Consider the following 26,274-nt stretch of genomic DNA (forward strand, 5'->3'; position numbering starts at 1 on the left):
TGTCAAGAAAGTCTGTGACAGGGACTGCATGATCAATTGATGCCTATGTTCATCGGTTGCACCGAGCCGCATCATCATGCGCGTTGGTTAACAGCTAGGACTTTTTTCCGCAATCGCAAAAAACGCGTCCCGCAAAGAGCGCGCGACACTGCCGGGATGTCCGTTGGCCACGGGTTTCCCATCGATGTTGACCACAGGCATCACCACGCTTGTGGCGCTGGTAACAAAGGCTTCGCGGGCGTTTTGCGCCTCCTCCACCGAAAAAGCGCGCTCCTCGACCTTCAGCCCGAGATCGGCGGCGACCTTTATCACGGTGGCTCTGGTTATCCCACGCAAAATGCCGAAATCGGCCGGCCGCGTCACCAGATGACCGTCCTTAGTCACGATCCACGCATTGGTGGAAGCGCCTTCCTTGACCGTTCCGTCCGGGTCGACAAACCAGGCCTCCTGCGCCCCGGCATCAACGGCCGCCTGACGTGCCAGAACGTTCGGAAGAAGTCCGATCGTCTTGATATCCACGCGCTCCCAGCGGTTTTCCGGCACGGTGATCACGGTCATGCCTTTTTCGGCCTTCTTTGCCGCGGCGTTCGGATCCATGCGCTTTGCCGTCACCACGAGGGCTGAGCGAACGGGCGTGGTGGGGAAGGCATGGTCACGCGGGGCAACGCCGCGCGTCACCTGCAGATACACCATACCGTTGCGTACATGGTTGCGGCGGATGACTTCACGCATGATGAATTCGAGAGCCTTGCGCTCAACCGGCCAGTCCATGCGCAGTTCGCGCAGCGAACGGTCGAGCCGGTCAAGATGCCCCTTCATATCGATAATGTATCCACGAGAAATCTCGCACACTTCGTAGACGCCGTCGGCGAGCTGATAGCCACGGTCCTCCACGTGAACCATCGCGTCACCGTGATTCGCATAACGCCCGTTCACATAAGCAATGCGTGGCATGTCTCACTCTCCGTCTGCTGAAATCCGCCGGCTGGAATCGTTGCCGCACGAAAGAAAGGTTTGTTTTGCCGCCCTGCGGGAGGTTTTTCAAGCAGCTCAGAAGAACTCCAGGCTGACACGGAACATCTGCTCGACCTGCCGAACCGCGCTTTCGAGCGCAAAGATCACAACCCGGTCCTTCGGTTTGATCTTCAGAGATCCGCTCGGCTTGATAACAGCACCGTCGCGATAGACCGCGCCGATGCGCATTCCGTCGGGGAACTCCACCTCGCTGAGCGGCGGCCCGACAAGCGGCGATGTTTCCAAAGCTTCGGCCTCGATGACCTCGGCTGCACCGCGCTGAATGTTGTGGACGGCGCGAATGCGGCCGCGTCTGACATGCTGGAGCACTTTCGAAATCGTCACCGAACGCGGGTTCACATGCGCGTCGATCCCCAGCGTTTTGGCGAAATCGTGATAGGTGGGATTGTTGATCAGAACCAGATTGGAGCGGCACCCGAGACGCTTGGCAATCACGCTCGAAAGGATGTTGACCTGATCGTCATTGGTCAGCGCCACCATCAGGTCGGCGTGCTGGATATCGGCTTCCAGAAGAAGTTTCTGGTCGAGCGCGCTGCCATGAAGAACGACCGTGCGGCGCAGCTTGTCCGCGAGAGCCACCGCCCGTTCGCGGGTGTTCTCGATCACCTTGACCTTGGTGCGGCTCTGCTTCTTCTCCATGGCGCGCGAGACGTAAAGGCCGATATTCCCGCCGCCGGCGATCACGATGCGGGTCGCCTCGCGCTCCTCATGGCCGAAGAGGCCAAGCGTGCGGCGCACCTGATCCTTGGTGGTCACCACATAGGCCAGATCACCGGCAATGAGCTGATCGCCCGAATGCGGGATGAACAGCTTGCCTTCGCGTGAGACGCCCACAACGGTCGAGGGCAGATCAGGGAAAAGTTCCGTCAGCTGTGCCAGCGGCGTGTTGATGACCGGACATTCCTCCAGACACTCGATCGCCACCATCGATACCTTGTCGTCGGCGAAGCTCACCACATCCGTTGCACCCGGCAGAGCGATGCGGCGCATCACCATCTCGCCAACCTCGACCTCCGGCGAAATGATCACGTCGATGGGAAGATGATCGCGCGAGAACAGGTCCATATAGTGCGATTGCAGATAGGATTGCGAGCGAATGCGCGCGATCTTGGTCGGCACGTTGAACAGCGAATGCGCGACTTGGCAGGCCACCATGTTCACCTCGTCGAACAGGGTCACTGCGATGATCATGTCGGCTTCGCTCGCGCCGGCTGAGGCGAGCACGTCGGGATGCGCGCCATGTCCGACAAAGCCGCGCACGTCGAGCGTATCGCGAACGGCACGAATCAGTTCCGGCGATGTGTCGATGACGGACACGTCGTTCTGCTCGGCCGCCAGTCGTTCCGCAATACCGAAGCCGACCTGCCCCGCGCCGCAAATAATGACTTTCATCGCCTGTTCCCTGCCTCAACAAAGACCAAATGCCGGGTCTGCAAGGCCCATGCTCTAGCGCTTTTCCCTCGCCATGAAAACCGGAAAGCCGGATGTCCGCCTTCTGCTGTCTGTCCGCTCCATCTCACTCGCTAGACGCCCAGAGATTTAAGTTTGCGATGAAGTGCCGAGCGTTCCATGCCGACGAATTCCGCCGTACGCGAGATGTTTCCGCCGAAGCGGTTGATCTGGGCAAGCAGATATTCCTTTTCGAAGAGTTCGCGTGCCTCGCGCAATGGCAGCGCCATGATGTGCTGATCCGACTGCGTCGGCAGACGCGGCATGACATCGCCGATTTCCGCCGGCAGAAGGTCGGCAGTAATCGGTGTGTCCGGCCCGTCACCCCGCGTCAGGATCATCAACCGCTCGATATTGTTCCGCAGCTGTCGCACATTGCCCGGCCAATTATGCGCCTGAAGCACAGCCATTGCGTCGTTGCCCAGCGGGCGCGGCTTGATGCCGGCCTGTTCACCGATCTGCTGCATGAAATGATCGACAAGCAGGGGTATGTCCTCACGTCGGTCGGCTAGGGGCGGCACGACCACCGGCACCACCGCCAGTCGGTGGAACAGGTCTTCGCGGAAACGGCCATCGGCTATGAGGGATTCGATGTTCTGCGCGGTGGATGAGATGATGCGCACGTCCACTTTCACCCGCCGCGTGCCCCCGACACGTTCGAACTGCTGGTCCACGAGAACGCGCAGAATCTTGCTCTGCGTACCAAGTGGCATGTCGGCCACTTCATCAAGGTAGAGAACGCCGCCATGCGCCTCCTCAAGGGCACCCACCTTCCTCTCGCCACCATCCGACTCGGTGCCGAACAACTCGATTTCCATACGTTCGGGCGTAATGGCTGCAGCGTTCAGCGTCACGAATGGTCCATTGCTGCGTGGCGAGGCGGCATGGATCGCTCTAGCAACCAGCTCCTTGCCGGATCCGGATGGTCCGGTCAGCATGATCCGGCTGTTGGACGGCGCAACGCGTTCGATCGTCTGGCGCAAATGGTTGAGCGCGGCAGATTCGCCGACGAGATCGTATGAGGCGCCACTGCGTTTCTTCAGATCGCTCATCTCGCGCTTGAGCTTGGAAATCTCAAGCGCCCGCTCGCAGATCAGGATCATCCGATCGGTCTTGAAGGGTTTCTCGATGAAATCATAGGCACCGCGCTTGATCGCCGAAACCGCGGTTTCGATTGTGCCATGACCGGAAATCATGACGACAGGCACATGCGGGTGCAATTCCTTGATCTTGTCGAGCAGCGCCAGCCCGTCGAGCTTGGATCCCTGCAGCCAGATATCAAGCAGGATCAGGCGCGGGACGCGCTCGGAGATCGAGGCCAGCGCACTGTCGCTATCATGAGCCGTTCGTGTCTCGTGGCCCTCGTCGCTCAGAATGCCGGCAACGAGTTCCCGGATGTCTTCCTCGTCGTCTACGATCAGAATGTCGGAAGCCATTTTCTACCTTCTTGTCGTCTCAGCGGTGCCGCCGGCGTCTCCGGCGGCAGGAAGTATGATGCGGATCATCGCGCCGATGCCGCCATGGAAATCGGCCGGCGCATCGTGCAGCTCCAAACGCCCCCCATGGTCCTCAATAATTTTCTTCACGATAGCCAGGCCCAGGCCCGTCCCCTTTTCGCGCGTGGTCATATAGGGTTCGAGCAGACGCTGACGGTTTTCCCGTGGCAATCCCTTGCCATTGTCGATCACTTCAACCTGGATGAAGCGGCCGCTCATACCGGCATTGATGCGGATTGCGCCTGGCTGTCCATTGCTCCGCTCGGCAGCGTCGATCGCCTCTGCAGCATTCTTGATGACGTTGCCAAAGGCCTGCCCCATCAAGCGCGCATCGAAACGACCCATCAGCGGGGTCTCTGAGATATGCCGTTCAAAACTGATCTCGTTGCGGGCAACTTCGACCAGAAATGAAGCCTCACGCAGCGGATCTCTCAAATCGAGGTGCTGAATGTCTGGTTTTGGCATCCGCGCAAAAGCCGAAAACTCGTCGACCATTCGCCCGATATCGCCGACCTGGCGAATGATCGTATCGGTGCACTGATCGAAGATCTCCCTGTCCTGTTCGATCACCTTGCCGAACCGGCGGCGGATGCGTTCGGCAGACAATTGGATCGGCGTCAGCGGGTTTTTGATTTCATGCGCGATGCGACGTGCAACATCGGCCCAGGCCATCGACCGTTGCGCCTGCATCAGATCGGTGATGTCGTCGACCGTTACCACGTATGAATGCTCATCGTCCTCGTTGACGCCCTCTTCCGTTGTAATCTGGATGTTGAAGGTACGTTCCGATCCGCCCCGAAAGAAAGTAGCCTGTTCGCGGTAGACGGGGCGGCCTGATTTGCGCCCGGTTTCGAACACTCGCCCGAGATGCGGCAGAACAGCCGAGAGATTTTTGTTCACCGCCTCATGCGCGGAAATATCGAGCATGGCTTCCGCGGAACGGTTGACCATGGCTACCGAACCGTCTGCCTCCACACCGATGACGCCCGCACTCACGCCTGAAAGGACCGCCTCCGTAAATCGGCGACGCTCGTCAATCACGTCCTTGGCGGCGATAAGCTGATCGCGCTGCGATTTGAGCTGCTGTGTCATCTTGTTGAACGTATCGCCGAGAAGTCCGACATCACCGTCGGAGGATCGAACCGGAACAGTGACATCGAGATCGCCGGTCGACACCGCTCCCGCCGCCCCGATCAACTGACGTATCGGCCGCACAAGGCGATCTGCAACAGCAATGCCCGTCCAGATCGCCGCAAGGACGATCGCAAGTGTCACGACAAGGTATAAGAGCGCGAAAGCGATCTGCGTGTTGCCGCGATTGCCCTCGAGAGACCGGTACTCATCCGTGTTGGTTCGCACGATCTGCCGCGCTTTCAGCACCTCGGGATCCAGCAAAGCACCCGTATAGAGATAGGCGTCAGGGATGTCCTGAAGTTTGTAGACAGCGGTCACGAGATTGGTACCGCCAATCTCGTTGAACGCAATCTGGGAGCTGTTGGCAATTTCCATCGCCTTGCTTCCGGGACGCGGTAGCGGAATATCCTCCGCCATCTGCGCGCTCATGATCACGGACCCATCTTCCCGGACGAGTTCAGCATCCGCCAGGCCACGTAGCATGGCTTGGCGCGTCATGAAATCGCGGAACCCATAGCGGTCGAGATTGTAGAGGGTACGAGCCTGATCGAGCCTCACCCCCATGCTTTCTGTAGTGCCCTGCAGGCTTCGGGCATTTTGCTGCACATAGGCATCGGCAATTGATAGTGAGGAGTAGACAATCACCTTCGTGCGCAGTTCGAACCACCGGTCGAGGCCCAGCTCAAGTGTGACCGAGGCAATTACCGCGACGAGAATAGCGGGTATTGCCGCCACCAGCGAAAACATCGCGATAATGCGTACATGCAGACGAGACGCCGCCCTCTGACCCTTCCGCGATTTGTAGATGCGAAGGCCCTCGAGCACGATCAGCCCGAACAAAAGCATGATGAATGCGAAGTTCACCGCGATGAGCAAAAGCGTTGTCTGTGCATCCGGTGTGAAAGGCGTGAGCCCGAGAAGCACCGTGAACGAGACCGCGGCCGTCAGAAGGGCGCCCAGCGCTGCTGCCACGCCGATGAAAAACGTGGCCGACCGCCCACGCCGAACAGGCGAAGCCGCAACAAAAGGCTGCGTCGGCGAACTCTCAGACAAGCTTACCATAACTCCCGCTTCTGCTCTCCAACCCCGCCCCAATGTTGCACATATGCAACGACTGTCACCTGCTGGCAACAGTTGCATTTCTCAACATTGCGGCATTGCTGGGGCAAAATGGGGATCTGCAGGGGCCAGGATGAGTTGCCAGCCAGGTTTTGGCGCTCGCTCAGCCTGCTCCGCGATAGATATTGATGCCGTAGTCGCGAATCTTCTTGCGCAGCGTGTTGCGGTTGAGTCCCAGAAGATCGGCTGCCTTCAGCTGGTTTCCACCCGTTGCCGTAAGAGCGGCTATCAGAAGCGGCTGTTCGACATCCGCAAGGACACGCTGATAAAGGCCGGCCGGTGGGAGTTGGTCTCCGAACTGTCCGAAATAGCGTTGCAGATGCTGCTCGACGGCCTGAGTGAGTGTCGTCTCTTCTGGAAGTGCATCTTGTTGGCTTGCACGCAAAGCCCCTGCGGCACGCAACTCCTGTTCGATGATCTCTGCGGAAATTTCATCCTGCGGATAGAGAGCCGCCAGGCGTCGCACGAGGTTTTCCAACTCACGCACATTGCCCGGCCAGCGGTAGCTTTTAAGCCGGTCGAGTCCTTCCGAGCCAATGCGTTTGGGCTGAAGACCTTCCTGCTCGGCTCGTGCAAAAAAGTGCCGCACCAGATCGGGAATATCCTCGGCCCGCTCGCGCAAAGGGGGCAGGCGCAGCGGGACCACATTGAGCCGGTAGAACAGGTCCTCACGGAACAGTCCCTGATCGATCAGCATTCTGGGGTCCTTGTTGGTGGCAGCCACGATGCGCACATCGGTCCGGATCGGGGTGCGCCCGCCGACGGTCGTATACTCACCCTGCTGCAGCACGCGAAGGAGGCGTGTTTGAGCCTCCATTGGCATGTCGCCGATTTCATCGAGAAACAGCGTTCCGCCTTCCGCCTGTTCGAAGCGGCCAAAGGAACGCGCCTGCGCACCGGTAAATGCCCCTTTTTCGTGGCCAAAGAGCTCGGATTCGATGAGATCGCGCGGGATGGCAGCCATGTTGATCGCCACGAAGGGGCCTTTGCGCCTGCGGCCATACTCATGCAGCGCTCGCGCTACCAGTTCCTTGCCCGTCCCGGATTCGCCGCTGATCATCACCGTAAGGTCGGTCTGCATCATACGCGCCAGCAGACGATAGATTTCCTGCATGGCGGCCGAACGACCGATGAGAGGCAAGGCGTCCGGCGCTTCTGCGGTTGCGCTTTCCTTCTGATTCGACTTGGGTTCCGAAAGCGCTCGTCCCACGATGTTGACGAGTTCCGTCAGATCGAAAGGCTTTGGCAGATATTCATAGGCACCGACTTCCGAGGCGCGGATCGCGGTCATGAATGTGTTCTGCGCGCTCATGGCGACGACCGGAAGGTCGGGACGCGCCTTGCGGATTCGCGGCAGAAGGTCGAACGCATTGCCATCGGGCATCACCACATCGGTGATAACCAGGTCCCCCTCGCCCGCAGAAACCCAGCGCCAGAGCGTCTCCACATTCGATGTCACCCGCACATCGTGACCCGCGCGTGAAAGTGCCTGATTGAGCACTGTGCGGATGGCTGCATCGTCATCGGCGACGAGAATGCTGGTCATGCGGGCGTATCCTCTTCGTTAAGAAGGACATCCTTGCGGCGCGCTTCGCGCCAGGCAGGCATCAGGATGCGGAAAACCGTGCCGCGCTGGCCAGAGGATTCGCACTCGATGACGCCGCCGTGTGCGCCGACGATCTTGGCAACCAGCGCGAGCCCCAGACCGGAGCCATTTTGTTTCGAAGTCACAAAAGGATCGAAGATGATTTGCCGCAGGTCCTCAGGGATCCCCGGTCCATTATCGTGAACGCAGAATTCCAGCGGCAGGGCCACCCGATCCGGCGAGCCTGGGACCGACAAGCGAATGCCCGGTCGAAACGCCGTCGTGAGCCTTATCTCGCCATCGTCTCGGTCACCGATCGCTTCAGCGGCGTTCTTCACCAGGTTCAGGAACACCTGGATCAACTGATCGCGGTTTGCCCATACGGGTGGCAGGGAAGGATCGTAGTCTTCGACGATGCTCACCTTGCGGGCGAAGCCACTCTTGGCAACGGCTTTGACGTGATCGAGCACCAGGTGAATGTTGATCGGGTCGCGTTCCACGGGGCGTTCGTCGGAAAACACCTCCATGCGATCCACCAGCGCAACGATCCGGTCCGTTTCTTCGGTTATGAGGCGTGTCAGGGCACGGTCCTCATCAGACACCGCATGTTCCAGCAATTGCGCGGCGCCACGGATGCCCGAAAGCGGGTTCTTGATCTCGTGCGCCAGCATGGCTGCAAGGCCGGTCACCGAACGCGCAGCACCGCGATGGACCATCTGCCGGTCGATCTTGTCGGCCATGGAGCGCTCCTGCAGGAGAAGCGCCACCGCCCCCGGCACTTCGGACACCGGTGCGGCATGAATATCCACCATGCGCTCCGCTCCGAGCCGCGGCGAGGAAATGTCGACGCGATATTCGTTGATGGCCACACGCTGCTCACGCACCTGTTCCACAAGTGCGATCAATGGGCTCCCAAAGGGGACGAAATCCTCAAGCCGGCTGCGCGCGAGAATGGAGGCGCCGGAGCGAAAGAAGTCCTCGGCTTCCGCATTGACCTCGACCATGAAACCCTCGCAGTCGATCATCACCATCGGATGTCTCAGCGTGTTCAGGAGAAGACTGGCGGGGCCGATCTCCATGCGTGTGGGCTCCTCCTGCCTGTTCATGCGGCCAGACGCTCCTCGTGCCTGCGGAAAAGCCCCCGCAGAAGGCGTGAGACCTCGCGGTGATCGGTCCCCGTCATGATCGCCTTGCGGCTTTCGGTATCGACCGCGCCGAGATGTCGGTCCATGTACCAACCAAGATGTTTGCGGGCGTGTCGTGTGCCGTGCTCCGTTCCGTAAAGGGCAAGCATTGCTTCGTAGTGATCGACCACATAATCAGCCAGCGTCTCAGGCCGGCGGTCGGCATTGGCAGCGAGGGCTCCGGCCGTCCATGGCGCACCGTAATGCGCACGACCGATCATCACCGCATCCGCTCCGGATGCCGCAAGGATGCCCGCAGCATCCTCGGGTGTGTTCACATCGCCATTGGCAACAACGGGAATGGTGACGGCATCCTTCACCGCGGATATCGCCTGCCAGTCCGCCTTGCCCTTGTAGAACTGGCAGCGGGTACGCCCATGTACGGTCACCATTGCGACACCGGCAGCCTCAGCTCGGCTGGCAATGTCCGGTGCGTTGAGCGCATGTTCGTCCCAGCCTAGCCGCATCTTTACCGTAACGGGCACCCGCACCGCCGACACAACTGCCTCGATCAGACTCAGCGCATGGTCGGGTTCGCGCATCAGCGCAGAGCCGGAGTAACCGCCCGTCACCTTCTTGGCGGGGCAGCCCATATTGATGTCGATGATGTCGGCGCCTTCTGCTTCCGCTATCCGCGCGCCCTCGGCCATCCAGCGTGCTTCCCTACCGGCAAGCTGCACCATATGCACGTCCACCTCGGGACGGCGCAGGCGGCGTGCCGATTCCGCCTTGCCACGCGCAAGTTCACCACTTGCTACCATCTCTGAAACCACAAGCCCCGCCCCGTGCGCATGCGCACGGGCGCGAAAGGCGAGATCGGTCACGCCCGACATTGGTGCCAGAAACACCCTGTTGCGGATGGTTACGGGCCCGACAGTAAGCGGTGTCGACAGAAATTCAGTGAACGAGATGCACAAAATTAAAGCACCTTTTGCTTGTGCTTATTATTTAGCCACTTCGGGCCGCACCTGCAACACACAATTCGCTCGGAATGGGTGTCATGCAAATTCGGCTGGCCTTTCGTGGCGTGTCTTATTATGCGTCTGCCCTATGGACAAGCAGATGCACCAATCCGAAATCCTTGCCGAGGCAGATCCTCGAGCGCCTCGCTCGACGGGAGAAGTCGCTGCCGTCATCGTTGCCGCCGGGCGTGGCGAGCGCGCAGGCCAATCCACCGAGGGGCCGAAGCAATATCGCCTGATCGGCGGCAAGCCCGTTCTGCGTCACACGCTCGAGACCTTCCTCGCCGATCCCCGCATCGAACGCATCGTGGTCGCGATCCATCCTGATGACGAAGCGCTCTTTGCCGAGGCGACGGCGGGGCTCTGCGCCGAACGTGTTCGTGCGATCCATGGCGGGCATTCACGGCAGGCCTCCACCCGGCTTGCCCTGCTCGCACTCTACGATCCGTCCCCCCAGACGGTTCTGATTCACGACGGCGTGCGCCCCTTCATCGACCGGGAGCTCATCGACCGCATCATCAACGCCGTTGAAGAGGGCCAGGGTGCCCTGCCCGCCCTGCCCGTCGCAGACACGGTCAAACGGGCCGGCCCCGCAGGATTTATCGCCGAGACCGTTCCGCGCCACGACCTGCACGCTGCTCAGACCCCTCAGGGCTTTCCTTTCGCGCTGATCGCGGCTGCCCATGAGCGCGCGCACAAGCTTGGCCGTGAGGATTTCACCGACGACGCCTCGATAGCCGAATGGGCAAAGATCCCCGTCCGCCTCGTTGCCGGCGCCGTCGACAACATCAAGCTCACCTGGGCGCGGGATATTGCTCTTGCCGATGAGCGACTGAACCGTCCGACCGCCTTTCCCGATGTGCGAACCGGGAACGGTTACGATGTTCACACCTTTACCGATGGCGACGCCGTCATCCTGTGCGGGGTCAGCATTCCCCACACGAAGCGTCTCTCGGGCCATTCCGATGCGGATGTCGGCCTGCATGCGCTCACCGACGCGCTGCTTGCCACTTGTGGCGCCGGAGACATCGGCACGCATTTTCCACCGTCCGACCCCCAATGGAAGGGGGCTGCCTCCCACATTTTCCTCGAACACGCCGCCCGCATCGTGCGTGATGCCGGCGGCCGCATTGCCAATGCAGACGTTACCATCATCTGTGAAGCGCCCAAGGTCGGTCCCCACCGGGAAGCAATGACCAAAGCCCTTTCCGCCATGCTCGGCATCGCGCCACACCGCATCTCGATCAAGGCCACGACCAACGAGAAAATGGGCTTCATTGGCCGCGAGGAAGGCATCGCGGCCATTGCCACCGCCAGTGTGATCTATCCCGGCGAGGTTCCTGCATGAGCGGTTTCGAGACGCCCGCCCGCAAAGTGCTGAAGGCCTGTGAAGCGCGCGGCATCATGCTGGCCACCGCCGAATCATGCACCGGCGGCATGATCGCCGCGGCCCTGACGGACATCGCCGGTTCGTCCTCCGTTGTCGATCGTGGTTTCGTCACCTATTCCAACGAAGCCAAGATGGAGATGCTCGGCGTCTCACCCGAAACACTCGCAAACCATGGCGCGGTTTCGCGCGAGACCGCGCTCGAAATGGCCGCCGGTGCCCTCGCCCGTTCACGTGCTGGCGTGACGGTCGCCGTCACAGGTATCGCCGGCCCCGATGGCGGATCGACAGAAAAGCCGGTCGGCCTTGTCTGGTTCGGTCTGGCGCTAGAAGGACGCGAACCCGTCGCGCAATCGCACATCTTCTCGGGCAAGGATCGAGCAGGCGTCCGGGCTTCCACAGTCGAAACGGCACTCGATATGGTGCTCTCGACCCTGAAAACCGCTTAAACGCCTGTCCCGTAGACCGCATCCGCGCGGCGCTCGAAGGCTTCGGAAAACATGCGGAACGCCCGGTCGAACATCGCGCCCATCAATGCGCCCAGCATCCTGCTCTTGAATTCATACTCGATGAAAAAGTGGATGTCGCACTGCTGATCGCCGGCGGGCTCGAAACGCCACTCGTTTTTCAGGAAGCGAAACGGACCATCCACATAACGCACATCGATCGCCGCATCTTCCGGCTTCAGCGTGACCTGGCTTGTGAACGTTTCCCGCAGCGCCTTGTAGCCCACCGTCATGTCGGCGACGAGGAGCGTGACCCCGTCGCGTTCCTTGCGGGTGCGCACGGAAAGCGCTTCGCACATGGGCACGAATTCGGGATATTTCTCCACATCCGCGACCAGCGCGAACATGTCTTCAGGCGTGTGCGCCACCCGGCGCACGGTCTCGAATTTCGGCATCAGTTCGCAGCAGAATCCGCAGCGCTCAGGCGCGCATCACGTGCGGCCTTCAGCTTGGCGAAATCCTCGCCCGCATGGTGCGAGGAGCGCGTGAGCGGGCTCGACGACACCATGAGGAAGCCCTTCGTGTAAGCCACGGTTTCGTAGGACTTGAACTCTTCGGGCGTCACGAATTTCTTCACCGGATGGTGCTTGCGCGTCGGCTGCAGATACTGGCCGATGGTCATGAAATCAACATTGGCCGAGCGCAGATCATCCATGAGCTGCAACACTTCGTTGCGCTCTTCGCCAAGCCCCACCATGATGCCGGATTTGGTGAACATGGTCGGATCCAGCTCCTTCACCTGCTGGAGCAGCCGCAGCGAATGGAAATAGCGCGCACCGGGGCGAACTTTAAGATAATTCCCCGGTACCGTCTCCAGGTTGTGGTTGAAGACATCGGGCTTTGCTGCAACCACGATTTCCAGTGCGCCATCCTTGCGCAGGAAGTCCGGCGTGAGGATCTCGATGGTCGTTTCGGGAGAAGCAGAGCGGATCGCGCCGATCACATCGGCAAAATGCTGCGCGCCCCCATCGGCCAGGTCGTCGCGGTCGACCGAAGTGATGACCACATGCTTCAGCGCCATTTCGCGCACGGCCTTGGCGACGTTTTCCGGCTCGTTGATATCCACCGGACCGGGAATGCCCGTGGCGACGTTACAGAAGGCACAGGCGCGGGTGCAGATCTCGCCGAGGATCATGAAGGTCGCGTGCTTCTTGTCCCAGCATTCGCCGATGTTCGGGCAGCCCGCCTCTTCGCACACGGTCACGAGCTTGTTGGATTTCACGATCTCGCGGGTTTCCAGATACCCTTGCGAGGTCGGTGCCTTGACCCGGATCCATTTGGGCTTGCGCAGCACTTCCTGATCGGGCCGGTGCGCCTTTTCAGGGTGCCGCGGGCGCGGCTTGGCGGTGACAGTATCGAGAATCGTGACCATGTTTGTCCTATCGCGCCCGGCTGGAAGACGAGCGTCCGAATACCCAGAGGATCAGGATCGCGCCAACAATGGCGATCACCAGATTGCCCAGAAAACCGTAGAACGAGATGCCGACCAGACCGGCAAGCGTTCCGCCGACGAAGGAACCGGCGATGCCAACAAGGATGTTGGTCAGAAAACCATGATCGCGGTTCATCGTTTTCTCGGCCACGTAACCGGCCAGAAAGCCGATGACGAGCAGGCCGAAAAAGCCGACGCCGGGCATGCCCAGAAGGCCATAGCTTTCTTCCATCATCCTGTTCCTCGTTCAATGTTCCCCCGCATATAGTCCAGTTGCTGCGGGGGAAACAGGGGCCTTCAGCCCATTTTACGCGTTGAGCGTACGCCCATAGGCGTCGAGCACGCTCTCTTTCATCATCTCAGACAGGGTCGGATGCGGGAAGACCGTGTGCATCAGCTCTTCTTCCGTCGTCTCAAGGTTCATCGCAACGACGAAGCCCTGAATGAGCTCGGTAACCTCGGCACCAATCATGTGTGCGCCGAGAAGCTCGCCCGTCTTTTTGTCGAAGATCGTCTTGACGAAACCCTGGTCTTCGCCGAGCGCAATCGCCTTGCCGTTGGCGGCAAACTGATAGCGGCCAACCCGGATGTCGCGGCCGGCTTCCTTGGCTTTGGCTTCCGTGAGGCCGACGGAGGCAACCTGCGGATGGCAATAGGTGCAGCCGGGGATCAGCCCCTTGTCGAGCGCATGGACGCCCGGCACGCCGGCGATCTTCTCGATGCAGATCACGCCCTCATGCTCGGCCTTGTGCGCCAGCATGGGCGGGCCCGCCACATCGCCGATTGCGTAGATGCCCTCAACATTGGTGCGACCGTACCCGTCGACCGCCACACAGCCGCGATCCGTCTTAACCCCGAGCGATTCGAGGCCGAGATTCTCGATATTGCCCTGCACGCCAACGGCGGAGATCAGCTTCTCGGCCGAAATCTTCTCAACCTTGCCGTCCTTGGTTTCGATATGGGCGGTGATCCCGTCCTTGGTCTTCTCGACCTTGGCAACTTTCGCCTCAAGCTTGAACTGGATGCCCTGTTTCTCGAACTGGCGCTTTGCAAACTTCGAGACTTCCGCATCCTCGACCGGCAGGATCTGCGGCATCAGCTCTACAACCGTCACATCCGCTCCCATGGTGCGGTAGAAGGAGGCGAACTCCATGCCGATGGCGCCGGAGCCCATCACGACGAGCGATTTCGGCATGGTCTTCGGAACCATCGCCTCGAAATAGGTCCAGATCTTGTCACCATCCGGCTCGATGCCTGGCAGAACGCGCGGGCGTGCTCCGGTTGCGACAATGATGTGCTTTGCCTTGTAGGTGCCGGCACCCTTGGTGTTCTTCGGCATGGGTGGCTGCGGCTGCATCGCCTTTTTGGAGGGTTCGGAAACGACCACCTCGCCCGGCTTGGAAAGCTTCGCCTCACCCCAGATCACGTCGATCTTGTTCTTCTTCATCAAGAATCCGACGCCGCCATTCAGCCGCTGGGAGACCTTGCGTGAGCGGTCGACAACGGCATTCACATCCGCAGAAATCTTGCCGTCGATGGTCAGGCCGTAATCCTTGCCGTTCTCGGCATAGTGCTTGATCTCGGCCGAGCGCAGCAGCGCCTTTGTCGGGATACAGCCCCAGTTGAGGCAGATGCCGCCCAGATGCTCTCGCTCCACGATTGCCGTTTTCAAACCAAGCTGTGCCGCGCGGACGGCGGTGACATAGCCGCCGGGTCCCGATCCGATGATGATAACGTCGTAATTTTCAGCCACAGCTGGTTTCTCCTTGTAGTCATATCATTGTCCGGGCGCGGCTTGCACACCGCCGCGCCCCGAAAGTTTTCAGGCCCGCGCAGCCCCACGCAGGCCAAAGGCGATGAACAACAGGAACACGCCGTTCGAAAGCAGTTCAATCGCCAGCAGAATGCCCAGTATCGTTGCCGCAGACCACGGCAGGTCGGCGAGGATCATCACGCCCAGAATGAGCGACACGATTCCGGAGAAAAGCACCCATCCCCAGCCCGAGAGCGGGCGGAAGGAGAAGGAATACATGACCTTTACCGCGCCCAGAACCAGAAACATGATCGCCACGAGAATGGTTAGCGAGATGATCCCCGCAGCCGGCTTGGCAATGATCGATACACCGACTGCAAGCGTCAGGACGCCCAAAAGCAATGCCCACAGAAATCCGCCCCAGCCGCGCACGCGAAAGGCCTGGACGATCTGCACGACCCCGAACAAGACGAATGTCCAGGCGGCCAGGATCGCCGCTGTCATGGTGGCGGCAAACGGGTTGGCCAGGGCCAGAATGCCCCCGATCAGCGAGATGGCTCCAAGCAGAGCCAGCCAGCCCCATGATGCATGTACACTTTCATGGTCCACCGTGTTCGTCATGCTCCCCTCCTTTGTCAAAGCTCAAGCATGTCTCTCACGACCGGGGCGAGCCCCCGGCCAATGGAGCTCGTGTTTTCCGCGTCCAGATGAACGCCGTCAAGCGGGCTTGTGTGCGCCACGGAGCCGGCGTCGAAAAAAACGGCGCCGATCTCCTTGGCAAGCGATGCATAGAGAGCAGCCAACTTTGCCGATTCGATACGGGCGCTTTCAAACAAAGCCGCGAAATCGGGATCGGGCGTTTCACAAGCCGGCGGGGGCGACATGATGAGGACCTTCGGTGCCGGCTCTCCCATCGGATAGTCATGTCCGCGCACGATGTCGATCAGGCGCTGCATGCCCTGTTTTGCTCCGAAAGCGTGGCCACAGATGAAGGGCTTCATGTCGTTTGTGCCCAGCATGATGATGACCAGGTCGAGTGGCGCGTGGCTGGTGAGAAGCGTAGGCAGGACACGCGCACCATTGCGGTCGGCACCGGCCGCAAAATCGTCGAACACCGTGGTTCGGCCATTCAACCCTTCGGCAATCACGCGCGCTTTGCCGCCAAGTTCAGCTTCAAGAACGCTCGGCCAGCGAACGTCATGGGCGTGCCGCCCGGGGCCAACGGGGTCATACCCCCATGTCAGCGAATCGCCAAAGCACAGGATGGTCTTCATCGTTTCCCCCGGTAAAGCAGGTCCATGACGCCTAAATCAGCATGGTAAGCGGATTTTCGATGACCTGTTTGAAGGCGGCGAGGAGTTCGGCGCCGAGCGCCCCGTCCACCGCGCGGTGATCGGTCGACAGCGTCACCGACATCACCGTTGCCACCTTCACCTCGCCATCCTTCACCACCGCCCGCTGCTCGCCAGCGCCAACCGCGAGGATCGTCGCATGCGGCGGGTTGATGACGGCGGCGAAGTCCTTGATGCCGAACATGCCGAGATTGGAAACGGCCGTGTTGCCGCCCTGATACTCTTCCGCCTTCAGCTTGCGCGAGCGCGCCCGTGTTGCCAGATCCTTCATCTCGTTGGAAATCGCCGACAGCGTCTTCTCGTCGGCGCGGCGGATGATCGGCGTGATCAGGCCGCCGGGGATCGACACAGCCACGCCCACATCGGCATGTTTGTGCTTCACCATGGCGCTCTCGGTCCAGGAGACATTCGCCTCCGGCACCATGGCAAGCGCCTTGGCATGCGCCTTGATGACCATGTCGTTGACCGACAGCTTGTAGGCCGGCTTCTCGCCATCCTCAGTCTTCACCTTCGGCGCGGCATCGTTCAACTGCTTGCGCAGCACCAGAAGCGCGTCGATCTCGCAGTCGAGTGTCAGGTAGAAATGCGGGATGGACGACTTCGCCTCGACCAGACGGCGGGCGATGGTCTTGCGCATGCTGTCATGGGGGATGAGCTCGTAGGAGCCTTCCTCGAACAGTTTCATGACCTGATCGTCGGACATGGCCGGCTGTGCGGACGGAGCGGCAGAAGGTGCTGCATCGGCGGCTTTCGCACCGCCATCCTTCGCCGCTGCTTCCACATCGGCCTTGACGATCCGGCCTTTCGGGCCGGAGCCCGAAATCGCTGCAAGATCGAGACCGGCTTCCTTCGCCAGACGGCGGGCAAGCGGAGAGGCGAATACGCGTTCGCCATCGCCTGCTGGTGCCGCCTTTGCTTCCGCAGGCTTTGCCTCGGATTTGGCAGCGGGCGCTTCTTCCTTTGCAGGCTTTTCCGCCTTGGATTCAGACTTGGGTTCAGGCTTCAAGTCGGATCCGCTCTCGGCAGCTTTCGCCGCCGCCCCGGCATCCTCGCCCTCTTCGGCCAGGATCGCGATCAGCGCATTCACCTTCACGCCCTCGGTGCCTTCCGGCACGACGATCTTGGCGACAGTGCCCTCGTCCACAGCTTCCACTTCCATGGTCGCCTTGTCGGTTTCGATCTCGGCGATCACGTCGCCGGGTGCGACGCTGTCGCCCTCCTTGACCATCCATTTGGCGAGATTCCCCTCCTCCATCGTCGGCGAAAGGGCAGGCATGGTGACTTTGATCGGCATGGTTTCCTCCCCTTAGCTGCGATAGGAAACGGCTTTCACCGCCTCAACCACTTCGGCCACGCTCGGCAGCGCGAGCTTTTCAAGGTTCGCCGCATAAGGCATCGGCACATCCTTGCCCGCAACCGTGATCACCGGCGCATCGAGATAGTCAAACGCCCGCTGCATCACCTGGCTGGCGATATGCGCACCGACCGAAGACTGCGGGAACCCTTCCTCCACTGTCACCAGACGGTTCGTCTTCTTCACCGAAGCGATCACCGTATCGAGGTCCATCGGGCGGATCGTGCGCAGGTCGATCACCTCCACGTCGATGCCCTCGCCCGCCAGCTCTTCCGCCGCCTTGACCGCATAGGTCATGCCGATGCCGAAGGAGACGATGGTCGCGTCCTTGCCTTCCTTGTGGATGCGCGCCTTGCCGATGGGCAGCACGAAATCATCCATCTTCGGAACGTCAAAACTCTGGCCGTAGAGGATCTCGTTTTCGAGGAAGATCACCGGGTTCGGATCGCGGATCGCGGCCTTCAAAAGCCCCTTCGCGTCGGCTGCCGTATAAGGCATCACCACCTTGAGCCCCGGGATATGCCCATACCAGGCCGCATAGCACTGCGAGTGCTGCGCTGCCACGCGGGCAGCCGCACCGTTCGGACCGCGGAACACGATGGGCGCACCCATCTGGCCGCCGGCCATATACAGCGTCTTGGCCGCCGAATTGACGATCTGGTCGATCGCCTGCATGGCGAAGTTGAACGTCATGAACTCGACGATCGGCTTCAGACCCGCAAAGGCGGCACCAACGCCAACGCCGGCAAAGCCGTGCTCGGTGATCGGCGTGTCGACCACGCGCTTGTCGCCGAACTCCTGCAAGAGCCCCTGCGTCACCTTGTAGGCGCCCTGATACTCGGCCACTTCCTCGCCCATGACGAAAACATCGCCGTCACGGCGCATTTCCTCGGCCATGGCGTCGCGCAGCGCCTCGCGCACGGTGGTCGAAACCATTTCCGTGCCTTCGGGAATGTCCGGATCGGCCGCCGCCTTCACCTCGGGTGCCGCCGGCACGGATCCACCGGCCTTATCTTCCGGCTCATCCTGTTCGGCATCATCGTTCGCCTCATCGGAGGCTTCCGCCGTGGGCTTCGAAGCGGCCTTGTCGAGATCGGCCTCGCTTTCGCCTTCAGTTAGAAGAAGCGCAATGGCCGTGTTGACCTTCACGCCTTCGGTGCCTTCGGCAATCAGGATTTTTCCGAGCGTGCCTTCGTCCACGGCTTCCACTTCCATGGTCGCCTTGTCGGTTTCGATCTCGGCGATCACGTCACCGGGCGCGACGGCATCGCCTTCCTTCTTGATCCATTTGGAAAGATTGCCCTCTTCCATGGTCGGAGAGAGCGCGGGCATGAGAATTTCGGTTGGCATGTCGGCCCTCCCCTCAAAGCAGAATGTCGGTGTAGAGTTCAGACACATCCGGTTCCGGATCCGTCTGCGCGAATTCGGCCGAATCACCGACGATCTCGCGCACCTCCTTGTCGATGGCCTTCAGTTCGTCTTCGTCAGCCCATTTGTTCGCCACCAGACGCTGCTTCACCTGCTCGATGGGATCATGTTCGGAGCGCATTTTCTGCACTTCATCCTTGGAGCGGTATTTTGCCGGGTCAGACATGGAATGGCCGCGATAGCGATAGGTCTGCATTTCCAGAATGATCGGCCCCTTGCCCGAACGGCACCAGTCGACGGCCAGATCGCCTGCAGCCTTCACCGCGCGCACATCCATGCCATCCACCTGGATGCCCGGAATCTTGAAGGAAAGACCGCGATGGGAGAAATCGGTTTCCGCCGATGAGCGCGCCACTGCCGTGCCCATGGCATAGCGGTTGTTCTCGATGATGTAGACCACCGGCAGCTTCCACAGCGAGGCCATGTTGAAGCTCTCATAGACCTGGCCCTGATTGGCAGCACCGTCGCCGAAATAGGTGATCGAAACGCTGTCGTCGCCGCGGTAGCGGTTGGCGAAGGCGAGCCCGGTGCCCAGCGGCACCTGCGCGCCCACAATGCCGTGCCCGCCATAAAACTTCTTCTCCTTGGAGAACATGTGCATGGAGCCGCCCTTGCCCTTGGAGTAGCCGTTGCGGCGCCCCGTGAGCTCGGCCATCACGCCGCGCGCTTCCATGCCGGTTGCGAGCATGTGACCATGATCGCGATAACCGGTGATCACCTGGTCGCCATCGTTCATGCTCATCTGCATGCCGACGACCACGGCCTCCTGGCCGATGTAAAGGTGACAGAACCCGCCAATCAGACCCATGCCGTAAAGCTGGCCGGCCTTTTCCTCGAAGCGACGGATCAGAAGCATTTCACGATAGGCGTGAAGCTCCTGCTCCTTGTCGAAATCTTCCGGCTTCGGGGGTTTGGGTGCCTGAACGGCAGCCCCTGCCGCCCCTTTCTTGGTCGAGCGTGACCTTGCGGCACTTGTCTTGCTTGCGGCTCGCGCCATGCCTCTACTCCCTAGCTGACATTCCGGGGAATTTGTGCAACGGTAGAGCCTGGCATTGGTTGCGCCATGAGCCTCCCGTCATCTCCCGCTTATGGTAGATGAAGCTAGCACGTGGAACAAAATTCGGCCATTCAAAATCCGCATAGCTGCCATGCAGCTAAACGCTTGGATTTTCACATTTTATTGTTGATTAAGTGAAATTCAGTTAATTCACTGATCGGCGCCGATCAGGATAATGACCTCATTTTCCCGGGCCAGATTGAGCGCACGGCGTGCCTGCTCGTCAAGCATGTCCTTCTCAAGACTGCCATCGTTCACCAGGGCTACCCTGTGCTCGAGTTCCTTACGCTTGGCGACAAGCGAGTCGAGACGCGCCTGTGCTTCGGCGATCCGCGTCTCAAGCCGGTACTTAGAGTATATGCCGTAATCGCCGTGATAGGCGTGAAAGCCGAAATAGGCGAGAAACAGCCCCGTGATCGCCGGAACGATCAGACGGCCAGTGTTGCGGCGTTTGTGATGACGTGTCCACATGCGGAAAAATACCCTTCTTCCGCATGTGATCACACGTTGCTTAAAGGACCGTTATTTCCCTACGGTCACCTGCAAACTTTATCCGCGCAGGATCGATTTTCCGGCGTAGCGCGCCTGCGGGCCAAGCTCTTCCTCGATGCGGATGAGCTGGTTGTACTTCGCAGTCCGGTCCGAACGTGCCAGCGAACCGGTCTTGATCTGTCCGCAATTGGTGGCAACGGCCAGATCAGAAATGGTCGAATCCTCGGTCTCGCCGGAGCGGTGCGACATCACCGCCGTGTAGCCGGCCTTGTGCGCCGTCTCCACCGCGTCCAGCGTTTCTGTCAGCGTTCCGATCTGATTGACCTTGACGAGGATCGAATTGCCGATGCCCATCTTGATGCCGTCGCGCAGGCGCGCGGAATTGGTCACGAACAGATCGTCACCCACGAGCTGCGCCTTGTTGCCCACCAGATCGGTCAGAATCTTCCAGCCTTCGAAATCGTCTTCCGACATGCCGTCTTCGATGGAGATGATCGGATAGTTGCCGACGAGCTTCGCAAGGTATTCGGCCTGCGCCTTGCCGTCGCGCGTCTGGCCTTCGCCCTCGTAGATATACTTGCCTTCCTTGAAGAACTCGGTCGCGGCGCAGTCGAGCGCGATGCCCACATCCTCGCCCGGCTTGTAGCCGGCCTTCTCGATTGAGGCGAGAACGAAGTCGAGCGCATCTTCAGCACTCTTCAGGTTCGGAGCAAATCCGCCTTCGTCGCCCACATTGGTGTTGTGGCCGGCGTCTTTCAGGCCCGCTTTCAGCGTGTGGAAGATTTCCGAGCCCCAGCGCACGGCCTCACGAATGGACGACGCGCCGATCGGCATCACCATGAATTCCTGGAAGTCGATCGGGTTGTCGGCATGCGCGCCGCCATTGACGATGTTCATCATCGGCACCGGCAGGACATGCGCGGAGGCCCCGCCCACATAGCGGTAGAGCGGCAGGTTGGAGGTCTCGGCGGCAGCCTTTGCCACCGCAAGCGAAACACCGAGGATCGCGTTTGCGCCAAGGCGGCTCTTGTTGGGCGTGCCATCGATATCGATCATTGCCTGGTCGATCTGCATCTGGTTTTCTGCCTCGAGCCCGCTCAGGGTTTCGAAAATCTCGCCGTTGACCGCATCGACCGCCTGTTCGACGCCCTTTCCGAGATAGCGCTTGCCGCCGTCGCGCAGCTCCACGGCTTCATGCGCGCCGGTGGAGGCGCCCGAAGGCACGGCGGCGCGGCCCATGGAGCCATCTTCCAGAACCACATCGACTTCGACGGTCGGGTTGCCCCGGCTGTCCAGTATTTCGCGTCCGACAATGTCGAGAATGGCAGTCATTTTAACTCTCTCTGATCTGGAGGTTGGTTCCGGCAGTGTTTGCCGGAAGGAACAGCTCGCGCCTGTCATAGCGCAGACGCGTGAAAACTCAATGTCGCCGCCGGGGTCAGTTCGCCTTGGCGATGCGATCGAATGCCATGAGCCGCTCAAGAAGCCCCTTCATCTGGTCAAGCGGCACCATGTTGGGTCCGTCCGAGGGTGCGTTGTCGGGGTCCTGGTGCGTTTCCATGAAAACACCGGCCACGCCGACCGCGACTGCAGCGCGCGCAAGCGTTTCCACAAATTCTCGCTGACCGCCGGACGAACCTCCACGGCCTCCGGGCTGGGCGACCGAATGCGTCGCATCGAAGATGACCGGTGCGCCCATAGCCGCCATCTGCGGCAGGCCGCGCATGTCCGAGACAAGCGTGTTGTAGCCAAACGAGGTTCCCCGCTCGGTCGCCATCACGTTGGGATTGCCCGATTCCGTCACCTTGGCGATCACGTTTTCCATGTCCCAGGGCGCGAGAAACTGCCCCTTCTTCACATTCACCACCTTGCTGGTCTTTGCTGCAGCGATTAGGAGATCGGTCTGGCGGCACAGAAATGCGGGAATCTGGAGCACATCGACCACCTCGGCCACGATCCGGCACTGCTCCTCGGTGTGAACGTCCGTGATCACCGGGAGATCGAATTCCTTGCGGATGTCGGCGAAGATCGGCATGGCCGCCTCCAGCCCCGCCCCGCGTTTTCCGGAGAGAGAGGTGCGGTTGGCCTTGTCGAAGCTGCTCTTGTAGACGAGGCCGATTCCCAGCTCATCTGTGATTTCCTTGAGCGCGCCTGCCATGTCGAAAGCGTGCTCACGCGTTTCCATCTGGCAGGGCCCGGCGATCAGCGCCAGCGGCGCGTCATTGCCGAAAACGACGTTGCCGACAGTCACACGCGGATTGGGTTTCATTGCGAAGACTCCTCAAAGACAAAAACTGCGCCCTGCCCCGCGGCCGGCGGCACGATGATTGAACCGGCCTGCTCTGCGAACAGGACCTCCTGCATGGAAAGCTGCGCGTGCAATCTGGCAATATCCGGACACCGGAACACAATCGCAGCAAGATCGAGCCGGCCATGGGGTGCAACGCGGCCAAGACCAAAGATCTCTCTAAAGCGCCCGGGCGTCATCACGCTCAAAACGGCATTGCCAAGCGGCAGATCGAGTTGGTCCTCCTGAACAGTCTCAGGGGTCTTGGTCGAGAACGCTTCCAGGAATCCCGCATAATCTGCAGGTGCGGTGGCAAGCAGGATGATCCGCGCCGTCCCCGTTACGCCGTTTGGATGCGTTTCCAGCGCGCCGCGTCCCGCCGACGGCAGGTTCACACGCTGGCAGGTGAAAAAGAAATGACCGTCCACTTTTTCCGGTGCGGCAAAGGCCAGCCGGAACGATGCAGTCGCCTCCTGTCCGGAGGAATCGCGAAACGGACGCGAAAATGAAAGCGGATCACCGACCGATATGCCAGAATCGACAAAGCGCTTGTGATCCTCATCGGCGTCGCCGGTTCCAAGAACCACCGCCGAAAAGCCTTCATCACCGAATTTTTCGCGAAACAGACGGTCGCGCTCGACGAACACATTCCCTGCGGCCTCCGCCTCGACCGCGACCTGCGGGGCCACCCGGCTCAACGGCTCCAGATAGGATCCGTCTGAGAAGAAGACACAGCAATTCCCGGTTCCGAACGGATGAGCAGCGTCGGCAGCCACCGTGAAGCCAAGTGCGTTGAGGCGTTCACGTGCAACCGCCAGATCGGCGGTTGGCAGAACACAATGGTCGAGCTTGCGTGGAGATTGCACGTCGTCTTCAGAAACCATGCACCGCATGTGCCCTAAGGGCTGACGCTTTGCAAGGCCTTCACCGATGAAGGAAATCACCCCGCCTCGCAGCGGGGTGAGATTTTTACACGAGGCGCGATTGCTCTACAGCTGCTTCAATGAAGGAAGCAAAGAGCGGATGTGGCTCGAAAGGCCGGCTTTTCAGCTCAGGGTGATACTGCACGCCGATGAACCAGGGATGATCGGGATATTCGACCGTTTCCGGCAGAACGCCGTCGGGTGAAAGACCAGCAAAGACCAGTCCGCACTCTTCGAGCTTCTGACGATAGCCGATATTCACCTCGTAGCGATGGCGGTGACGCTCGGAAATTTCTTCCGAACCATAGATCGCCGCAATCTTCGAGCCTTCGACAAGTTTCGATTCGTAGGCTCCAAGACGCATGGTCCCGCCAAGATCGCCGGAAGCTGTGCGCTTCTCCAGCATGTTGCCCTTGAGCCATTCGGTCATCAGGCCGACAACCGGCTCATTGGTTGGGCCGAACTCGGTTGATGAAGCGTTCTCGATGCCCGCCAGCGAACGAGCCGCCTCGATGCAGGCCATCTGCATGCCAAAGCAGATGCCGAAATACGGCACCTTGCGCTCGCGTGCGAATTTGGCAGCCAGAATCTTGCCTTCCGCGCCACGCTCGCCGAAGCCGCCCGGCACCAGAATGCCATGCACCTTCTCAAGCCATGGAGCCGGGTCTTCCTTCTCGAAGATTTCCGCCTCGATCCACTCGAGTTTCACACGCACCCGGTTGGCCATGCCGCCATGCGACAGGGCTTCGATCAGCGATTTGTAGGCGTCCTTCAACCCGGTATATTTGCCGACGACGGCAATCGTCACCTGGCCTTCAGGATTGTGAATACGGTCTGTGACCTCTTCCCAGCGCTCCATGCGTGGCTTTGGCGCCGGATCGATGCCGAAAGCGGACAGAACTTCCGAATCCAGCCCTTCCTTGTGATAGGCCATCGGCACGTCGTAGATATGCGCCACGTCCAGCGCCTGAATGACGGCTGATTCGCGCACATTGCAGAACAGCGAGAGCTTGCGGCGTTCTTCGGCGGGTATTTCCCGGTCTGCGCGCACCAGAAGAATGTCGGGCGCAATGCCGATGGAGCGCAATTCCTTCACGGAGTGCTGGGTCGGCTTGGTCTTGAGTTCGCCGGCTGCCGGAATCCAGGGCATCAAGGTCAGATGCACATAGACGGCGTTGCCCCGCGGCAGTTCATTTCCAAGTTGGCGAATCGCCTCAAGGAACGGCATAGCCTCGATGTCGCCGACGGTTCCGCCGATTTCGCACAGAACGAAATCGTAGTCCTCATTGCCTTCAAGAACGAACTGTTTGATCTCGTCGGTAACGTGCGGGATCACCTGCACCGTGGCGCCCAGATAGTCGCCACGACGCTCTTTTTCCAGAATGTTCTGGTAGATCCGGCCTGTGGTGATGTTGTCCTGCTTGTTGGCCGAACGCCCGGTGAAGCGCTCATAATGGCCAAGGTCCAGGTCGGTCTCGGCACCGTCATCGGTGACGAAAACCTCACCATGCTGATAGGGCGACATCGTGCCCGGATCAACATTCAGGTAGGGATCGAGTTTACGGATGCGAACGCGGTACCCACGGGCCTGTAACAGCGCGCCAAGGGCCGCTGCTGCAATGCCTTTTCCGAGGGAGGAGACCACGCCGCCGGTTATGAAAACATATCGCGCCATGGGACTCATCGCTTAACCGGACACAGGCGATTCCGCCAGCAAAAAATAACGAGACGCAAATCTTTTTGCGCACCGCGGTGAATAAGTTCTGCGATTGGCAAAGCCGGTCGCAGCTCAGGCGACCGGTCAACCTCGCGGCACGGAGCTTACTGCCCCGTGGGAACCTGATCTTCAGGATTGGCGTCAGCCGGAGCCGAAGGCTCCTCGGTGGGAACCGAAGCGCCAGAACCGCCAAGCTGGTCGAGAACGCCACCCGAACCGTCCGTCTGCTCGCTGCCGGCAGGGATTCGGTCCAGAATGTCCGTCGGGCTCGCGCCATAACGCGCAATCAGCGACAGGGCCAGAGATGTGGCGAAGAACGCAGCTGCCAGAATGGCCGTCGTGCGCGTCAGGGCATTGGCTGCGCCGCGCGCGGACATGAAACCGGAACCGCCGCCGATGCCAAGCCCGCCACCCTCGGAGCGTTGCATGAGGACGACGCCTACCAGCGCGACCACGACGATCAGATGAATGACGATGATAACGGTCTGCATGTTTCCTTCCGGCTCTCCGGCTCGAAGCGTCCGCTTCAATGCGGACGCGGCTCATTACACGGCTTTTGCCGATTTTCCAAGACCGGCATAAATCCGTATCCCGGCACCTGAATGTTTTTCCAGAAAACGGG

The 26,274-nt window shown here is 60.3% G+C and carries 24 protein-coding genes; 2 read left to right on the plus strand and 22 right to left on the minus strand.

The window, feature by feature from the left end:
• Positions 1-87: 87 nt before the first annotated feature.
• The 7 genes from H7H48_RS00625 to dusB form a co-directional block, all read right to left on the minus strand.
• Complete coding sequence (locus H7H48_RS00625; protein WP_229446909.1) at positions 88-954, minus strand: D-amino-acid transaminase; 867 nt, start codon at positions 952-954, stop codon at positions 88-90.
• A gap of 96 nt (positions 955-1,050) precedes the next feature.
• Positions 1,051-2,427 carry a Trk system potassium transporter TrkA gene (gene trkA, locus H7H48_RS00630; protein WP_223020646.1) on the minus strand — a complete coding sequence of 459 codons (1,377 nt, stop codon included), beginning with the start codon at positions 2,425-2,427 and terminating at the stop codon, positions 1,051-1,053.
• A 131-nt stretch (positions 2,428-2,558) separates the two neighbouring features.
• The gene (locus H7H48_RS00635) at positions 2,559-3,920 is read right to left on the minus strand and encodes a sigma-54 dependent transcriptional regulator (RefSeq protein ID WP_229446910.1); all 1,362 of its coding nucleotides are present in this window, start codon (positions 3,918-3,920) and stop codon (positions 2,559-2,561) included.
• 3 nt (positions 3,921-3,923) lie between these two features.
• Positions 3,924-6,176 (minus strand): PAS domain-containing sensor histidine kinase, encoded by a 2,253-nt coding sequence (locus H7H48_RS00640; protein WP_229446911.1) that lies wholly within the window; start codon positions 6,174-6,176, stop codon positions 3,924-3,926.
• Positions 6,177-6,336: 160 nt separating this feature from the next.
• Entirely contained in the window at positions 6,337-7,779 is a 1,443-nt protein-coding gene (gene ntrC / locus H7H48_RS00645) for a nitrogen regulation protein NR(I) (RefSeq protein WP_229446912.1), read from the minus strand.
• On the minus strand, positions 7,776-8,924 hold the full coding sequence (locus tag H7H48_RS00650; RefSeq protein WP_229446913.1) for a nitrogen regulation protein NR(II): 1,149 nt from the start codon (positions 8,922-8,924) through the stop codon (positions 7,776-7,778). Before H7H48_RS00650 ends, ntrC begins: the two co-directional genes overlap by 4 nt.
• Positions 8,921-9,919 (minus strand): tRNA dihydrouridine synthase DusB, encoded by a 999-nt coding sequence (dusB, locus tag H7H48_RS00655; protein ID WP_255663314.1) that lies wholly within the window; start codon positions 9,917-9,919, stop codon positions 8,921-8,923. The genes H7H48_RS00650 and dusB overlap by 4 nt, the downstream gene beginning before the upstream one ends.
• A 145-nt stretch (positions 9,920-10,064) precedes the next feature.
• Here dusB and H7H48_RS00660 point away from each other — a divergent pair, with 145 nt between their 5' ends.
• Positions 10,065-11,312 carry a bifunctional 2-C-methyl-D-erythritol 4-phosphate cytidylyltransferase/2-C-methyl-D-erythritol 2,4-cyclodiphosphate synthase gene (locus tag H7H48_RS00660; RefSeq protein WP_229446914.1) on the plus strand — a complete coding sequence of 416 codons (1,248 nt, stop codon included), beginning with the start codon at positions 10,065-10,067 and terminating at the stop codon, positions 11,310-11,312.
• Positions 11,309-11,800 carry a CinA family protein gene (locus H7H48_RS00665; RefSeq protein ID WP_229446915.1) on the plus strand — a complete coding sequence of 164 codons (492 nt, stop codon included), beginning with the start codon at positions 11,309-11,311 and terminating at the stop codon, positions 11,798-11,800. Before H7H48_RS00660 ends, H7H48_RS00665 begins: the two co-directional genes overlap by 4 nt.
• Here the strand turns inward: H7H48_RS00665 and H7H48_RS00670 are convergent.
• The 15 genes from H7H48_RS00670 to secG all read right to left on the minus strand — a co-directional run bounded on the left by H7H48_RS00670 (position 11,797) and on the right by secG (position 26,143).
• Positions 11,797-12,252 (minus strand): type II toxin-antitoxin system RatA family toxin, encoded by a 456-nt coding sequence (locus tag H7H48_RS00670; RefSeq protein WP_229446916.1) that lies wholly within the window; start codon positions 12,250-12,252, stop codon positions 11,797-11,799. The genes H7H48_RS00665 and H7H48_RS00670 overlap by 4 nt on opposite strands.
• A complete protein-coding gene (gene lipA, locus H7H48_RS00675; protein ID WP_229446917.1) occupies positions 12,252-13,229 on the minus strand; it encodes a lipoyl synthase in 978 nt (325 codons plus the stop codon). Before lipA ends, H7H48_RS00670 begins: the two co-directional genes overlap by 1 nt.
• 7 nt (positions 13,230-13,236) lie before the next feature.
• Positions 13,237-13,521: a GlsB/YeaQ/YmgE family stress response membrane protein gene (locus H7H48_RS00680; RefSeq protein ID WP_007007442.1), complete on the minus strand. Its 285-nt coding sequence runs from the start codon at positions 13,519-13,521 to the stop codon at positions 13,237-13,239.
• 75 nt (positions 13,522-13,596) lie between these two features.
• Positions 13,597-15,042, minus strand: coding sequence for a dihydrolipoyl dehydrogenase (gene lpdA / locus H7H48_RS00685; protein WP_007007441.1), 1,446 nt, complete (start codon positions 15,040-15,042; stop codon positions 13,597-13,599).
• Positions 15,043-15,111: 69 nt separating this feature from the next.
• Positions 15,112-15,663: an HdeD family acid-resistance protein gene (locus H7H48_RS00690; RefSeq protein ID WP_229446918.1), complete on the minus strand. Its 552-nt coding sequence runs from the start codon at positions 15,661-15,663 to the stop codon at positions 15,112-15,114.
• Between the two features lie 14 nt (positions 15,664-15,677).
• Positions 15,678-16,316, minus strand: coding sequence for an SGNH/GDSL hydrolase family protein (locus H7H48_RS00695; RefSeq protein WP_229446919.1), 639 nt, complete (start codon positions 16,314-16,316; stop codon positions 15,678-15,680).
• Between the two features lie 31 nt (positions 16,317-16,347).
• Positions 16,348-17,688, minus strand: coding sequence for a pyruvate dehydrogenase complex dihydrolipoamide acetyltransferase (locus H7H48_RS00700; RefSeq protein ID WP_229446920.1), 1,341 nt, complete (start codon positions 17,686-17,688; stop codon positions 16,348-16,350).
• Positions 17,689-17,700: 12 nt separating this feature from the next.
• Positions 17,701-19,098, minus strand: coding sequence for a pyruvate dehydrogenase complex E1 component subunit beta (locus H7H48_RS00705; RefSeq protein WP_229446921.1), 1,398 nt, complete (start codon positions 19,096-19,098; stop codon positions 17,701-17,703).
• A gap of 13 nt (positions 19,099-19,111) precedes the next feature.
• A complete protein-coding gene (gene pdhA / locus H7H48_RS00710; protein ID WP_229446922.1) occupies positions 19,112-20,173 on the minus strand; it encodes a pyruvate dehydrogenase (acetyl-transferring) E1 component subunit alpha in 1,062 nt (353 codons plus the stop codon).
• 210 nt (positions 20,174-20,383) lie between these two features.
• Entirely contained in the window at positions 20,384-20,704 is a 321-nt protein-coding gene (locus H7H48_RS00715) for a septum formation initiator family protein (RefSeq protein ID WP_229446923.1), read from the minus strand.
• A gap of 78 nt (positions 20,705-20,782) precedes the next feature.
• Positions 20,783-22,057 (minus strand): phosphopyruvate hydratase, encoded by a 1,275-nt coding sequence (gene eno / locus H7H48_RS00720; RefSeq protein ID WP_229446924.1) that lies wholly within the window; start codon positions 22,055-22,057, stop codon positions 20,783-20,785.
• A gap of 106 nt (positions 22,058-22,163) precedes the next feature.
• On the minus strand, positions 22,164-22,994 hold the full coding sequence (kdsA, locus tag H7H48_RS00725) for a 3-deoxy-8-phosphooctulonate synthase (RefSeq protein ID WP_229446925.1): 831 nt from the start codon (positions 22,992-22,994) through the stop codon (positions 22,164-22,166).
• Entirely contained in the window at positions 22,991-23,896 is a 906-nt protein-coding gene (locus tag H7H48_RS00730) for a VOC family protein (protein WP_229446926.1), read from the minus strand. Before H7H48_RS00730 ends, kdsA begins: the two co-directional genes overlap by 4 nt.
• Positions 23,897-23,981: 85 nt before the next feature.
• The gene (locus H7H48_RS00735) at positions 23,982-25,619 is read right to left on the minus strand and encodes a CTP synthase (RefSeq protein ID WP_305082505.1); all 1,638 of its coding nucleotides are present in this window, start codon (positions 25,617-25,619) and stop codon (positions 23,982-23,984) included.
• Between the two features lie 137 nt (positions 25,620-25,756).
• On the minus strand, positions 25,757-26,143 hold the full coding sequence (secG, locus tag H7H48_RS00740) for a preprotein translocase subunit SecG (RefSeq protein WP_229446928.1): 387 nt from the start codon (positions 26,141-26,143) through the stop codon (positions 25,757-25,759).
• Positions 26,144-26,274 lie beyond the last annotated feature (131 nt).

The organism is Nitratireductor sp. B36, from assembly GCF_020833685.1.
GTDB lineage: Bacteria > Pseudomonadota > Alphaproteobacteria > Rhizobiales > Rhizobiaceae > Nitratireductor.